A 14,752-nucleotide genomic window follows, 5' to 3' on the forward strand; every position below is an offset into this window, starting at 1 on the left:
GGTGTTTGTTGCCATTTGCTTGCCCATCAAGGATTTTTTTTCGCTCACGCAGCGATGATTCTCGTGACTTTTGCCAACGGCTGGTCGGACACTACGTGATGTGGAGCGACGACGCCCCGGCACGGAAGCCCCCGCGACGGACAGCGCCCTTCACGCCACCAGAGGCAAGCCAGGAGCGCGAATTGGCCCAGCTTGACGATATCTTCTCCCTGCACAGCGCGATGCGCGAGCAGCGCCGCGAGGTCGAGATGAGCCTCGCGGAATTTCTTGAACAATGCCGCACCGATCCGGGCTGTTACGCATCCGCCGCCGAACGGATGCTGCGCGCCATTGGCGAGCCTGAAACCATCGACACGGCGAAGGATGCGCGGCTCGGCCGCATCTTCCTGAATCGCACCATCCGCATTTACCCCGCCTTCGCCGAGTTCCACGGCATGGAGGAGACGATCGAGCGGATCGTCGGATTTTTCCGCCATGCCGCGCAGGGGCTGGAGGAGCGAAAGCAGATCCTCTACCTGCTGGGCCCCGTGGGCGGCGGCAAATCCTCGCTTGGCGAGCGGCTGAAAGCGCTGATGGAGCAGGAACCCATCTATGTGCTGAAGGCGGGCCAGGAGATCAGCCCGGTCTTTGAAAGCCCCCTCGGGCTGTTCGACCCCGAGCGCATGGCGCCGGCAGTGTCCGAACGCTACGGCGTGCCACTGCGCTACCTGACCGGCCTTGCCAGTCCCTGGGCGCTCAAGCGGCTGGATGAGTTCGAGGGCGACCTCGAGCGCTTTCGCGTCGTGAAGCTCTACCCGTCCCGCCGCCGGCAGATCGCCATCGCCAAGACCGAGCCGGGCGATGACAACAACCAGGACGTATCGGCCTTGGTGGGCAAGGTGGATATCCGCCAGCTCGAAACCTACAGCCAGAATGACCCTGACGCCTACGGCTTCTCGGGCGGGCTGAACCGCGCCAACCAGGGGCTTCTGGAATTCGTCGAGATGTTCAAGGCGCCGATCAAGATGCTGCACCCCCTGCTGACGGCGACGCAGGAGAACAACTACGTCGGCACCGAGAATATCGGCGCCATTCCCTTCAATGGCGTGATCCTGGCGCATTCCAATGAGGCGGAATGGCAGAGCTTCCGCAACAACCGCACCAACGAGGCCTTTCTCGACCGTGTAAGCGTGGTGAAGGTGCCCTACTGCCTCCGCGTTACGGAAGAAACCAAGATCTACGAGAAGCTGATCCGCACCTCGGCCCTGGCGGAAGCGCCGTGCGCGCCGCACACGCTGGAGATGCTGGCCCGCTTCGCCGTGCTGTCGCGGCTGAAGCCGCACGCCAATTCACGGCCCTTCATCAAGATGCGCGTGTATGACGGGGAAAACATCCGCGAGATGGACCCCAAGGTAAAGACGATGCAGGAGTATCGCGACACCGCCGGCGTCGATGAAGGGATGGACGGCATCTCCACCCGCTTCGCGTTCAAGGTGCTGTCGGCCACCTTCAACCACGACCCGACCGAGGTGGCGGCCGATCCGGTGCACCTGATGTACGTGCTGGAACAGGCCATCAAGCGCGAGCAGTTCCCGCCCGAGGTGGAACAGAACTACCTGACTGCCATCAAGTCGGAACTGGCCTCGCGCTACGCCGAGTTCATCGGCAACGAGATCCAGAAGGCCTATCTGGAGAGCTACCACGACTACGGCCAGAACCTGTTCGACCGCTACCTCGACTACGCCGATGCATGGATCGAGGATCTGGACTTCAAGGACCCGGATACCGGGCAGATGATGAACCGGGATCTGCTGAACGCCGAGCTGACCAAGATCGAGAAGCCGGCGGGCATCGCCAATCCAAAGGATTTCCGCAACGAGGTCGTGAAGTTCGCGTTGCGGACAAGGGCGGCGAATGGCGGGCAGAATCCGTCCTGGACCTCCTACGAGAAGATCCGCGACGTGATCGAGAAGCGGATGTTCTCCCAGGTCGAGGACCTGCTGCCGGTCATCAGCTTCGGCTCCAAGAAGGATGGCGAGACCGAGCGCAAGCACAGCGATTTCGTCGAGCGCATGGTTTCCCGCGGTTACACGGAGCGCCAGGTGCGCCGGCTTGTCGAGTGGTACATGCGCGTCAAGCAGTCGGCCTGAGGCCTCCGGGGGACGGTATCGACTTTGGACATCATCGACAGACGACCGAACCCGCATGGCAAGAACCTCGAGAACCGCCGCCGCGTCCTGGTCCGGGCACGGCAGGCAGTGCTCCGGGCGGTCCGGGATGCGGTGGACAGCGGGACACTGCGGGAAACCGGGCATGGCGAGGCTGTTACCATCCCCGCCGACTCGCTGCATGAGCCTGTGTTCCACGAGGTGTTCACCAGCGGCCGACGCGACATCGTTCTGCCGGGCAACAAGGAATTCTCGGTCGGCGACCGCCTGAAGCGCCCCGATGGAAAAGGCGGCGGGGCCGGCGGTGGCGGAGGCAGCGGCGCCTCCGGTGAGGGCGGAGGCGGCAGCGAGGACAATTTCCGCTTTGTGCTCACCCGCGACGAGTTCCTCGACCTGTTCTTTGAGGATCTCGAGCTTCCGGACCTGGTGAAGCGCGACATCCTGGACACCGAGACGGTGTCGCCGCAGCGCACTGGCATCTCCACCGATGGCTCGCCCTCGCAGATCGACCTGGCGCGCTCCATGCGCCAGAGCCTGGCGCGCCGCATCGGGCTGAAGCGCCCCAAGAGTGAAGCGGTGCGCAACATGGAGGCCGAGGTCGCGGCGCTGGAGGAAAGCGGCGAGGAGCCGGAGCGGCTGAAAGCGCTGCGCGCCGAGGTGGCCGAGGCCCGGCGGCGTCAGGCGCGCATACCCTGGGTCGACCCGGTCGATCTGCGTTACCGCCGATTCACCCCGACACCGAAGCCTTCGGCGCGGGCGGTGATGTTTTGTCTGATGGATGTGTCCGGCTCCATGACCGAAAGCATGAAGGACCTGGCCAAGCGGTTCTTCCTGCTGCTGCACGTCTTCCTCGAGCGCCGCTACAAGCGTGTGGAACTGGTGTTCATCCGCCACACGGAGGCAGCGGAGGAAGTGGACGAGAAGACCTTCTTCACCGACCCCCGCACCGGCGGCACCATCGTCTCTTCGGCTCTGGCCGAGTTGATCCGCATCCAGCGCGAACGCTACCCGGCCGCATCCTGGAACATCTATGCGGCCCAGGCCTCGGATGGCGACAACTATGGCGGCGACACCGCCCGTGCCGTGCAGTTGCTGGAGAACGATATCCTGCCGCTGGTGCAGCATTTCGCCTATATCGAGGTGGCACCTTCCGGCGCCGTGATCCGCGGTGAAACCGACCTTTGGCGCGGCTATGATCCGCTGTCCGACCGGGTCGAGCACATGGCGATGCGCCGTGTCAGCGACCGGCGGGAAATCTTCCCGGTGTTCCGCGACCTGTTCGGCAAGCGCCCGGTGGCGGGGTAAGGCGCCATGGAGAGCGGCTCATCTTCCCTGCTCTACTCCGGCACGGCCTGGGACTTTGCCACGCTGCGCCGGTCCTATGACGCCATCGAGCGCATTGCCGAGCAGGAACTCGGCCTCGATGTCTACCCCAACCGCATCGAGGTCATCAGCTCCGAGCAGATGCTGGATGTGTACACTGCCCATGGCATGCCGATCACCTACCGGCACTGGTCCTACGGCAAGCACTTCCTGCAGCACGAGAACGAGTACAAGAAGGGCTACAGCAACCTCGCCTACGAGGTGGTGATCAACGCCAACCCCTGCATCTCCTATCTGATGGAGGGCAACACGGCGACGATGCAGGCGCTTGTCATTGCTCACGCCGCTTTCGGCCACAACCACTTCTTCAAGAACAACCACCTGTTCCGGCAATGGACGGACGCCACGGCCATCCTGGACTACCTCGAATTCGCCCGCAGCTTCATCTCCCGCTGCGAGGACCAGCACGGCATCGCCGCGGTGGAGCGGGTGCTGGATGCAGCGCATGCACTATCCCGAAACGGCGTCCACCGGCATGGCGGCAAGCGACCGCTGAACCTGCAGAGCGAGGAGCACCGCGAGCGCGAGCGGCGGCAGTACGACCAGAAAGTGTTCAACGACCTGTGGCGAACCGTACCTGGCGTCAAGCCGGTGCATGCCACGGACACAGTGGCCGAGCGCCGCCGGCGTCTGGGCCTGCCTGAGGAGAACCTGCTTTACTTCCTGGAGAAGACCTCGCCCGTTCTGAAGAGCTGGGAGCGGGAACTGATCCGCATCGTCCGGTTGATTGCACAGTACTTCTACCCGCAGCCTCAGGCCAAGGTGATGAACGAGGGCTGCGCCACCTGGGTGCATCACCAGATCATGACCCGGCTGCACGAGACCGGGCAGATCGACGATGCAGCCTTCCTGGAATGCATCCATTCCACCAGCTCCGTCATCCAGCAGCACGGCTTCGAGCATGTGGGACCAAACCTGAACCCCTATGCGCTCGGCTACGCGATGATGAACGACATCGCCCGCGCCTGCACCGACCCTTCGGAAGAGGACCGGCGCTGGTTCCCCGACTTCGCCGGCAACAAGGATGCCATCGGCACGCTGAAACATGCCTGGGCCAACTACCGGGATGAAAGCTTCATCCTGCAGTTCCTGTCTCCTGCCGTGATTCGCCGCTTCCGCCTGTTCCGCTTGCTGGACGACACCACCGACAGCCATCTGCTGGTGGACGCCATCCATGACGAGGATGGCTATCGGGAAATCCGCCGGTCACTGGCCCGCAGCTACGATCCAGGGATTGGCACGCCTGACATCCAGGTCCTGGACGTTGACCTGGCCGGCGACCGGCGGCTGCTTCTGGAGCACCGCACCAGGCCAGGACGGCTGCTACATTCCAAGGATGCGGCGGCGACCATGCGCTACCTCGCCAGCCTTTGGGGCTACGAGGTGCGGCTGCAGGAGGTGGACATGGTGACCGACAACATCCTGGCAGTGCACTCGGCGGCCCCCTGAGGATCGCGCCATGAAAAAGGGCGGAGCCGCAAGGCCCCGCCCTTCATTATTCCGGTCAGGCCGGGATCAGCGCGAGTAGAACTCGACGACCAGGTTCGGTTCCATCTGCACCGGATACGGCACGTCCGACAGCTTGGGCGCGCGCAGGAAGCGGCCCTTCATCTGGCGGTGGTCCACCTCGATGTATTCCGGCACGTCGCGCTCGCCGCTCTGCGCGGCGTCCAGCACCATCACCAGCTGCTTCGACTTCTCCTTGACCTCGACCACGTCATTGTCGCGGACCAGGTAGGAGGGGATGTTGACGCGCTTGCCGTTGACCGTGACGTGGCCGTGGTTCACGAACTGCCGGGCCGCAAAGGGCGTCATCGCCAGCTTCATGCGGTAGATCACGGCGTCCAGGCGGCGCTCCAGGATCTCGATCAGGTTCTCGGAGGTGTCGCCCTTGCGGCGCACGGCCTCCTCGTAATACTTGCGGAACTGCTTCTCGCCAATATTGCCGTAGTAGCCCTTCAGCTTCTGCTTGGCCATCAGCTGGATGCCGAAGTCGGTCGGCTTCTGCTTGCGGCGCTGGCCATGCTGGCCGGGGCCATATTCGCGCTTGGCGACCGGGGACTTGGCGCGGCCCCACAGGTTCACGCCCAGGCGGCGATTGATCTTGTACTTGCTTTCCGCGCGCTTCGTCATGCGGCGGGCTCCTTCTTGTTGTGGCCCCGCTGCCGTTGACCGGTCCGAGGTGCCGTTGTGTCCCGGTAGTCCCCAAGGCTGGTGCCAAGGGGCGGGCGCGCAGGACCGGGCCCACGTCCGCTTTCCCGGAAAGGTGCGCGCCTGTAGCCGCTGCCCGGGCCGCTTGTCAAACGCCGCCCACCCCCCTACCCGGAGTTTCAGGCGGGAGGAGCAAATCCAATGGTCACACGGGCGGAAATCCTGATCCTGGGGCTAACGGCGGGAGTAGCGGGCAGCCTTGTCGGGGGGTTGATGCTGGGCATCGGCCTGGGCCTCGTGGTCAATGGCGTGCATGCCGCCTGGGTCCTGGTGCTGCCGGCGGCACCGGTAGGGGGCATGATCGGCTATGGTTTGGCCCGGCGGCTGGCCCGGCAGGCCGAGGCGCCCTAGCAACCACCCTCCACCGCTTCCCGTTCTGCAAAGCAATGCTGCAACGCGGCATACCAGCAGCGAGAAGGGGTCTGGAGCATGTCCTTGGCAGAAAATGGCCGCGTCGTCGTGATCACCGGCGCGTCCAGCGGCATTGGCCGCGCCACGGCCTATGCCTTCGCCGAACGAGGCGACCACCTGGTTCTGGCCGCGCGCCGGGCGGAGCGGCTGGAGGAGCTGGCGCGCGAATGCGAAGGTATGGGCGTGCATGCCCTGGCGGTGCCGACCGATACCACGGATGAGGACCAGGTCCGGCATCTGGCCGGCCAGGCGCTGGAGCATTTCGGCCGGATCGACGTTTGGTTCAACAATGCGGGTGTCGGTGTTTTCGGCCGGTTCGAGGACATTCCGCCCGAAGCCTGGCGCCGGGTGATCGAGACCAACCTGTTCGGCTACGTGCACGGGGCCCGCGCGGCCATGCCGGTGTTCCGGCGGCAGGGGCATGGCGTGCTGATCCAGAATGCCTCCATCGTCGGCCGCATCGCCAAGCCCGATTCCACCGCCTACGCCACCAGCAAATTCGCCGTGCGCGGATTGTCCGAGGCACTGCGGCAGGAAGTGCTGGATCAGCCCGGCATCCAGATCTGCACCATCCTGCCTTCCGTAATCGACACGCCCTTCTTCCAGCATGCGGCCAATTACAGCCACCGGCGCGTGCGGGCGGCGCCGCCCGTCTACACGCCCGAGAAGGTGGCGCAGGCCGTGTTGCGTTTGGTCGACAACCCGCGTGCCGAGACGCCGATCGGCGGCTTCGCCTGGTTCGGCACGCTGATGAAGCGACTGGCCCCTGCCCCGGTCGCTACACGCCTGACCGGACGCGCCCTCCATGCCGGCTTCCTGGCGCGGGAAGCCAGTCCGGACACCGACGGCGCGTTGTTCACACCCATGGTGGATGAAGCCCGGGTGCGCGGCGGCTGGCGGCACGGGCCCAACAATGGCGGGGTGCCGCTGGCGGCCTTCGGCCTGCTGGCCGCCGTGCTGATCCTGCGCCGGATGTCCCGCTGATGCCGGCCCCCGCAACGCAGCCCTTCACGGCCCTCGCCCTTTCCGGCGGCATCGCGCTCGGCGCCTACGAAGCCGGTGCCTGCGCCGCGCTGCAGGACGCCGGACAGGAGCCACGCTGGATTGCCGGCGCTTCGGTGGGCGCCATCACCGCCGCGCTGATCGCCGGCAACCCGCCGGAACGGCGCGCGGCCCGGCTTAAGGAGTTCTGGCAGGCCGCCACCCACGAGCCTTTGCCCTTGGCCCCGCTCTGGTTCGGCGCGCCCTTCACCGGCCCCTGGCGGGAAGCGGAGGCGATGGCGGCGGCGCTGCAGTCTCACTTGTTCGGATGCCCGTCGATCTTTCGCCCTCGCCTCGGCCTGCCCGGGGCCGGCGTGCGCGACGTGCCTGCCCTGTACGATCTTTCGCCGCTGCGGGCGCAGCTTGAACAGCTGGTTGATTTCGGCCGACTCAACAGCGGCACCATCAGGGTGAGTATCACCGCCACCGACATCGAGAGTGGTGACCGCGTGGTGTTCGATACCGCGCGCGGACAGCGCATCGGTCCAGAGCACCTGCTGGCCTCGGGCGCCCTCCTGCCCCTGTTCGGCCCGGTCGAAATCGAGGGCCGGCTGCTGGGCGATGGCGGGCTGGCGTCGAACCTGCCCCTGGACCTGATCCTGGACGACCTGCCCCCGGAGGAGGTGCTCTGCCTGGCCGTCGAGCTGTTCGCCCGTCGCGGCAGCCGCCCGCACACCCTGGCCGCCGCCGCCTCCCGGGCAGGGGACATCGCTTTCGGCAACCAGACCCGCCGCATGGTGGAGGGACGGCAGCGGGAACACCGGCTGCGCGCCTTGCTGGCCCATCTTCCGGAACACCTGGCGGACGATCCTGCCCTCGCCAACCTGCGGCAGGAGGCCCGAACACAGCGCACGGCGGTAATCTGCCTGAGCTACCGCGCCGCGCTGGACGAGGCGGGGCTGGGCAAGGCCTTCGATTTCTCGGGCAAGACCCTGACCCAGCGCTGGCAGAGAGGTGGTGCAGACATGCGCATCGCGCTGGAGCAGGCACGCCATCTGCCGACCGGTGCGGGGCTGGTCGTCCACGAGATCGACACCCCGGCGGAAGGCGCGGAGTGAAGCGGTGAACGAAAAAGAGGGGAGCCTTCGCCCCCCTCCAGGTTCAGCCGGATGCTGCCTCGGTGCGGTTCAAGCCGCCACCTGCAGCGCCTCCGACTGCCGGCGCACCATGTCCTGGTAGGGGCCAGGGCGGCGCATCAGCTGGTCTGGCGGGCCATCCTGCACCACCTGCCCCTGGTCCATGACGACAATGCGGTCGAAATTGGTCAGGGTGGCCAGGCGGTGGGCCACGGCGATCACCGTGCGGCCCTCCATCAGGGAGTCGAGTGCCTTCTGCACTTCGGCCTCCGACTCGCTGTCGAGCGCCGAGGTGGCCTCGTCGAGCAGCAGGATCGGCGCGTTCTTCAGCAGGGCGCGGGCGATGGCCAGGCGCTGGCGCTGACCGCCCGAAAGCTTGGCGCCACGGTCGCCGACAATGGTGTCGAAGCCCTCTGGCAGGGCCTCGATGAAGTCGCGGCAGCGAGCGGCCTCGGCGGCAGCCAGCACTTCCTCGTCAGTCGCATCGGGGCGGGCGTAGCGGATGTTCTCCAGCACCGTGCGGTGAAACAGGGAGACATCCTGCGGCACCACCGCGATCTGCTCGGCCAGGCTTTCCCGCGTTGCATCGGCAATGTTCTGCCCGTCGATGTCCACTTCGCCCGATTGCGGTGCGGAATGGCGCTGCAGAAGCGTCAACAGGGTGGACTTGCCGGCGCCCGAGCGCCCGACCACGCCAACCTTCTGCCCTTTGGGAATGGACAGGTTCAGCCCACGCAGGATTGGCGGCGAGCCTTCCGGAGCGGCCGGATAGCTGAACACCACGTCGCGGAAATCCACCGCGCCGCCCCGGCCCTCCAGCAGGCTGGCGTTTTCCACATCCGGCAGGTCATGCGGCACCAGCAGCGACACCAGCGCTTCCCGCATGCGGGCCACGTACTGCGTCAGGTCCACCAGGGCCATGGCGAGGTCGCGCGAGGCATGCAGGATGGTGAAGCCCAGCGTGCAGACCAGCACGATGTCGCCGGCCGTGGCACGTCCGGCCTGCCACAGCGTCACCACCCACCACAGCAGCACGGCCGTCATCACGGCGGTAGCGGCGCCGTGTACCAGGCGAAGCTTCTCCAGGTAGCGAAGGCTGGCGCGGCGAGCGGCGGTTTCATCGGCCAGCGACTTGTCGAGCAGCACACGCTCCCGGCCGAAGGCGCCGAAGGCACGGACCAGCGAGAAATTCTGCACCACGTCCACCAGCTGCCCGTCCACTGCGGCGGCCCGTCCAGCGAAGCGGTCATGCATCACCTCGCCCTTGCGGCCGAGCCAGGCAACACCCGCCGCCAGCAGCCCTGCCGCCACCACAAGGCAGCCCGCCATCAGCGGGTCCACACTGGCGAGGAAGGCAATCGCCAGGGTGACCGCCACCGCGGGGGGCACGGTGTGCCACGTGAAATTCTGCAGCACGGTGAAGCCTGCCGTGCCGGTGGCGCTGATCCGGGCCGCCAGCGTGCCGGAAGAGCGGTTGGCGAAATAACCGGGCGAGTGGCCGGAAAGGTGATGGAACAGCTCGGCCCGCATCGAGGCGGTGGCGCGGGGAAAGCGATCCGCCGCGATCCAGCCGCCGACGCGCCACAACAGGTTATCGGCGGTGATAATGCCGGCCAGGATGGCGAAGGCGGTCCACACGGCGGTGGAGGCCACGTTGGACGGGCCGCCCGACAACGTGTCGATCAGGTTCTTCACGGCATAATTGGCACCCACCGAACAGCCGACCGCGCCGAGCACCGCGATCATGATCGCGACGTGGCTGCCGGCGTAGGGCCGCAGGTGGCGGAACAGGAACCCGATCGGACGCCGGGATAGGCGGAGCAGGTCGCTGGTGTCGGCACGCTGCATGGGGGGAACTCGCCTCCGAAACCTGAAGCACAAACGCGTGAGCCCAGCCTTGGGCCGCGTTCTTGCTGAGGTAACGCCAGCATCAAGACGAAATCGTGGCGAAGTTTGCCGAATCCAAACCTCAATCACCTGCGATCTATCCACCCAGTGACGAAGCAATGGAGACCCGACCCGATGCGTATCGCTCAGATCGCTCCCCTTACCGAGGCCGTGCCCCCGAAGCTGTACGGGGGCACTGAGCGGATCGTGTCCTACCTGACGGAGGAGCTGGTCGAGCTGGGCCACGAGGTGACGCTGTTTGCCAGCGGCGACTCGATCACCAAGGCCAAGCTGGCGCCCATGAGCACCAAGGCGCTGCGGCTGGACCCTTCCGTGCGTGACGCCAACGCGCCGCTGACGCTGATGCTGGAGCAGGTTTATCGCCGCAGGCACGAGTTCGACCTGCTGCACTTCCACCTGGACTACCTGCCCTTCCCGCTCTTCTCGCGGCAGAGCGTCCCCTTCGTGACCACGCTGCACGGCCGGCTGGACCTGCAGGAGCTGCAGCCCGTATTTGACGCCTTCCCCAACGCGCCGGTGGTGTCGATCTCCAACGACCAGCGCCGCCCGTTGCCTCAGGCACATTGGGCCGGCACCGTTTATCATGGCCTGCCGGAGCGCCTGCTGGTGCCGGACGCACAGGCGAAGCCGGGCTACCTAGCCTTCCTGGGCCGCATCGCGCCGGAGAAGCGCTGCGACCGGGCGATCGAGATCGCCATTGCCACCAATACCCCGCTGAAGATCGCGGCCAAGGTGGACAAGGTCGACGTCGATTACTTCGAGAGCAAGATCAAGCCGATGCTGAACCATCCGCTGATCGAGTTCATTGGCGAGATCAACGAGACGCAGAAGCAGGACTTCCTGGCCAATGCCATCGCCCTGCTGACGCCGATCGACTGGCCGGAGCCGTTCGGACTGGTGATGATCGAAGCCATGGCCTGCGGCACGCCGGTGATCGCCTTCCGCCACGGCTCGGTGCCTGAGGTGGTGGATGACGGCATCACAGGCTACTCGGTGACCAGCATGTCCGAGGCGATCTCGGCCGTGGCCCGCGTCAAGGAACTGCCCCGCGCCGGCGTACGCGCCCAGTTCGACAAGCGGTTCACCGGCCGCCGCATGGCTGAGGACTACGTGTCCCTCTACGAGGGGCTGTGCCGCCGCGAGGCTCCGCAACTGGCCGTCGCCGCCGAATAAGGGCACGGCACCAAAACCTGGCCGGGAGCGCCTCGCCGCTTCCGGCCTTTTTCGTCTCCGGCCGGCCATGCGAGGACGGGGCGGCCCTCTCGAACGTCCCTGACAGTTAAAGCTTCACCCTTCGGGAAGCCCTCGCCACGAGGTGAAGCAGCGTCCAGGCCGCTACGGTTTCAGGCTGAAGCCGTCTTGTGCCGAGCCGGTGGGCATGTCGCTGCTCCGCCGCCAGCGGCCGCAAATGGGCCTCCGGGGGTACGGAGCACCGGGTGACGAGGGACATAACACTTCCCGGCCAGTGCGCATGCGTCCCGGTTCCGCTTTGATTCCCGCCCCGCATGCCCTATCTGCTGCGCGGACCTCTCGGCGGGTGTTGACCGCCTTCCCGACTCTGCCGCCGGAACAGCATGACCGACACGCCGCTCTCCCGTATCCGCAATTTCTCGATCATCGCCCATATCGACCATGGCAAATCGACCCTGGCCGACCGCCTGATCCAGGCCACGGGCTCCGTCGCGCTGCGCGACATGAAGGAGCAGATGCTCGACAGCATGGAGCTGGAGCAGGAGCGCGGCATCACCATCAAGGCGGCTTCCGTGCGGCTCGACTACAAGGCGCAGGACGGCGAAACCTATGTCCTGAACCTCATGGACACGCCGGGTCATGTGGATTTTGCCTATGAGGTCAGCCGGTCGCTGGCCGCCTGCGAGGGCTCGCTGCTGGTGGTCGATGCCTCCCAGGGGGTCGAAGCGCAGACGCTGGCCAATGTATACCAGGCGATCGACGCCAATCACGAGATCGTCCCCGTTCTCAACAAGATCGACCTGCCAGCCGCCGAGCCGGAGCGGGTGAAGCAGCAGATCGAGGATGTGATCGGTCTCGACGCCTCGGAGGCGGTGGAAATCTCGGCCAAGTCCGGCCTCAACATCGAGGGCGTGCTGGAAGCCATCGTCACCCGCCTGCCGGCTCCCAAGGGCGACGCTTCCGCGCCGCTCAAGGCCCTGCTGGTGGACAGCTGGTACGACCCCTATCTCGGCGTCATCATCCTGATCCGGGTGGTGGACGGTACCATCCGCAAGGGTCAGAAGATCCGCTTCATGGCGGAGGGCACTACCCAGACGGTGGACAGCGTCGGCGTGTTCCGCCCCAAGATGGTGCCGGTGGATTACCTCGGCCCGGGCGAGATGGGCTACCTCAACGCCGCCATCAAGACGGTGGCCGAGACCAATGTCGGCGACACCATCACCGATGACCGCACCCCCGCCGCCGAGCCTCTGGCGGGCTTCAAGCCCTCCATCCCTGTGGTCTGGTGCGGCCTCTATCCGGTCGATGCCGATGATTTCGAGAAGCTGCGCGAATCGCTCGGCAAGCTTCGGCTGAACGACGCGTCCTTTCATTTCGAGGCGGAAAGCTCGGCGGCGCTGGGCTTCGGCTTCCGCTGCGGCTTCCTTGGCCTTTTGCACCTGGAGATCATCCAGGAACGGCTGTCGCGCGAGTTCGACCTCGACCTGATCGCGACCGCCCCCTCGGTGGTCTACAAGCTGACCGACAGCAAAGGCGTGACCAGCGACCTGCACAACCCGGCCGACATGCCGGACCCAACGCAGATCGACAAGATCGAGGAGCCCTGGATCAAGGCCACCATCATGGTGCCGGACGAGCATCTCGGCTCGATCCTGACGCTGTGCTCGGAGCGCCGGGGCCAGCAGGTGGAACTGACCTATGTCGGCAACCGCGCCATGGCGGTGTATCGCCTGCCGCTGAACGAGGTGGTGTTTGACTTCTACGACCGGCTGAAATCGGTCTCGCGGGGCTACGCCTCCTTCGACTACCAGATGGACGGCTATGACGAGGGCGACCTCGTGAAGATCTCGATTCTGGTGAACAACGAGCCGGTGGACGCGCTGTCCTTCATGGCGCACCGCTCCCAGGCCGAACGCCGCGGCCGCTCCATCTGCGAGAAGCTGAAGGACCTGATCCCCCGTCAGCTCTTCAAGATCCCCATTCAGGCGGCGATTGGTGGCCGGGTCATCGCGCGCGAAACCATTTCCGCCATGTCAAAGGACGTTACCGCCAAGTGCTATGGCGGCGACATTTCCCGCAAGCGCAAGCTTCTGGAGAAGCAGAAGGAAGGCAAGAAGCGGATGCGGCAATTCGGCAAGGTCGAGATCCCGCAATCGGCCTTCATCGCCGCCCTTAAGATGGATAGCTGAGAGCGGCCAGCGGAGCCTATTCCGTGATGGCTCCGAAAGCTGACCTTGCTGTAACGTTCTTCCACGCCTCTCCGCCCACCCCGGTGGAGGGCGCCCGCACCGCCTGAGAAGCGGACGGAAACGTCGGAAGGACTTGATTGATGCTTCGTCGCTGCCTGCCTGTTTCCCTGGCCGGCCTCGCCCTCTCGGCGCTGGCTCTTTTCCCGTCCGGCTCCGCCCGGGCGCAGGGCAACTACCCGACCCGCACCATCACCATGGTCGTGCCCTTCGCAGCCGGCGGGCCGACCGACACCGTTGCCCGGCTGGTGGCCGAGGCCATGGGACGCGACCTCGGGCAAACCGTGGTGGTCGAGAATGTTGGCGGTGCCGGCGGCACGCTGGGCGCGGCGCGCACCGCGCAGGCCCGCCCGGATGGCTACAACATCCTGATGCACCATATCGGCATGGGCACCACGCCAACCCTTTACCGCCGGCTGCCTTATGATCCCGTCAATGGCTTCGCACCCATCGGCCTCGTCACCGAGGTGCCGATGACCATCATCACCCGCAAGGACATCCCCGCCGCCAACATGGCCGAGCTGACCGCCCTGGTGAAAAAGGAAGGCGAGAAGCTGAACTACGCCCATGCCGGGATCGGCGCCGCCAGCCATCTCTGCGGCCTGCTGTTCCGCCAGGCTGTGGGCGCGCCCATGACCACCGTTCCCTATCGCGGCACCGCTCCGGCCATGACCGATCTGGTGGCCGGCACCGTGGACGTCCTGTGCGATCAGACCACCAACACCACGGAGCAGATCCGGGCCGGCGCTGTGAAGGTCTTCGCCGTCACCACGCCCGAGCGCCTGAAGGCCATGCCCGATGTCCCCACCGCGGCCGAGGGCGGCCTGTCCGGCATGGAGGTCACTATCTGGCACGGGCTCTACGCGCCGAAGGGCACTGACGCCGCCATCGTGAACCGGCTTTCCGCGGCGTTGCAGGTAGCGCTGCGCGATCCCCGCGTGGTGGAGCGCTTCGCCGATCTGGGGACCACGCCGGTAACGCAGGATCGCGCCACACCGACGGCCCATGAGACATTCTGGAAGGCCGATATCGCCAAGTGGAAGCCTGTGATCGAAGCTGCCGGGCAGTATGCCGATTGAATATCCCGGCATTCATGCACGCCTCGATTGGTAGAAGAGGGACGCACACAACCGAACAT

At 65.9% G+C, this 14,752-nt stretch carries 11 protein-coding genes; 9 read left to right on the plus strand and 2 right to left on the minus strand.

Going from position 1 to position 14,752, the window contains the following annotated elements; genetic code table 11:
* The first annotated feature begins 182 nt into the window (after positions 1-182).
* The 3 genes from ACFOD4_RS17715 to ACFOD4_RS17725 are packed head-to-tail and all read left to right on the plus strand — an operon-like array spanning position 183 to position 4,979.
* Positions 183-2,129: a PrkA family serine protein kinase gene (locus ACFOD4_RS17715; RefSeq protein WP_379598539.1), complete on the plus strand. Its 1,947-nt coding sequence runs from the start codon at positions 183-185 to the stop codon at positions 2,127-2,129.
* 24 nt (positions 2,130-2,153) lie between these two features.
* Positions 2,154-3,452 carry a YeaH/YhbH family protein gene (locus tag ACFOD4_RS17720; protein ID WP_379598541.1) on the plus strand — a complete coding sequence of 433 codons (1,299 nt, stop codon included), beginning with the start codon at positions 2,154-2,156 and terminating at the stop codon, positions 3,450-3,452.
* A 6-nt stretch (positions 3,453-3,458) separates the two neighbouring features.
* Positions 3,459-4,979 (plus strand): SpoVR family protein, encoded by a 1,521-nt coding sequence (locus ACFOD4_RS17725; RefSeq protein ID WP_379598543.1) that lies wholly within the window; start codon positions 3,459-3,461, stop codon positions 4,977-4,979.
* A gap of 66 nt (positions 4,980-5,045) precedes the next feature.
* On the opposite strand, the gene rpsD is transcribed toward ACFOD4_RS17725, so the two are convergent.
* Positions 5,046-5,663, minus strand: coding sequence for a 30S ribosomal protein S4 (gene rpsD / locus ACFOD4_RS17730; protein ID WP_379598545.1), 618 nt, complete (start codon positions 5,661-5,663; stop codon positions 5,046-5,048).
* A 219-nt stretch (positions 5,664-5,882) separates the two neighbouring features.
* Between rpsD and ACFOD4_RS17735 the strand changes: the two genes are divergently transcribed.
* The 3 genes from ACFOD4_RS17735 to ACFOD4_RS17745 all read left to right on the plus strand — a co-directional run bounded on the left by ACFOD4_RS17735 (position 5,883) and on the right by ACFOD4_RS17745 (position 8,251).
* Complete coding sequence (locus tag ACFOD4_RS17735) at positions 5,883-6,092, plus strand: hypothetical protein (RefSeq protein ID WP_379598547.1); 210 nt, start codon at positions 5,883-5,885, stop codon at positions 6,090-6,092.
* A gap of 78 nt (positions 6,093-6,170) precedes the next feature.
* The gene (locus ACFOD4_RS17740) at positions 6,171-7,136 is read left to right on the plus strand and encodes an SDR family oxidoreductase (RefSeq protein ID WP_379598549.1); all 966 of its coding nucleotides are present in this window, start codon (positions 6,171-6,173) and stop codon (positions 7,134-7,136) included.
* Positions 7,136-8,251, plus strand: coding sequence for a patatin-like phospholipase family protein (locus ACFOD4_RS17745; RefSeq protein ID WP_379598550.1), 1,116 nt, complete (start codon positions 7,136-7,138; stop codon positions 8,249-8,251). Before ACFOD4_RS17740 ends, ACFOD4_RS17745 begins: the two co-directional genes overlap by 1 nt.
* Before the next feature lie 69 nt (positions 8,252-8,320).
* Here the strand turns inward: ACFOD4_RS17745 and ACFOD4_RS17750 are convergent, their stop codons facing one another.
* Positions 8,321-10,117, minus strand: coding sequence for an ABC transporter ATP-binding protein (locus ACFOD4_RS17750; RefSeq protein ID WP_379598552.1), 1,797 nt, complete (start codon positions 10,115-10,117; stop codon positions 8,321-8,323).
* A 174-nt stretch (positions 10,118-10,291) separates the two neighbouring features.
* Between ACFOD4_RS17750 and ACFOD4_RS17755 the strand changes: the two genes are divergently transcribed.
* From ACFOD4_RS17755 to ACFOD4_RS17765, 3 genes are all read left to right on the plus strand, one after another.
* A complete protein-coding gene (locus ACFOD4_RS17755) occupies positions 10,292-11,350 on the plus strand; it encodes a glycosyltransferase family 4 protein (RefSeq protein ID WP_379598554.1) in 1,059 nt (352 codons plus the stop codon).
* A 401-nt stretch (positions 11,351-11,751) separates the two neighbouring features.
* Positions 11,752-13,557, plus strand: a complete 1,806-nt coding sequence (lepA, locus tag ACFOD4_RS17760) for a translation elongation factor 4 (RefSeq protein WP_379598556.1) — start codon at positions 11,752-11,754, stop codon at positions 13,555-13,557.
* 140 nt (positions 13,558-13,697) lie between these two features.
* The gene (locus ACFOD4_RS17765) at positions 13,698-14,693 is read left to right on the plus strand and encodes a tripartite tricarboxylate transporter substrate-binding protein (RefSeq protein WP_379598558.1); all 996 of its coding nucleotides are present in this window, start codon (positions 13,698-13,700) and stop codon (positions 14,691-14,693) included.
* The last annotated feature ends 59 nt before the right edge of the window (positions 14,694-14,752 follow it).

Source organism: Teichococcus globiformis (genome assembly GCF_042646265.1).
In the GTDB taxonomy this organism is placed as follows: domain Bacteria; phylum Pseudomonadota; class Alphaproteobacteria; order Acetobacterales; family Acetobacteraceae; genus Pseudoroseomonas; species Pseudoroseomonas globiformis.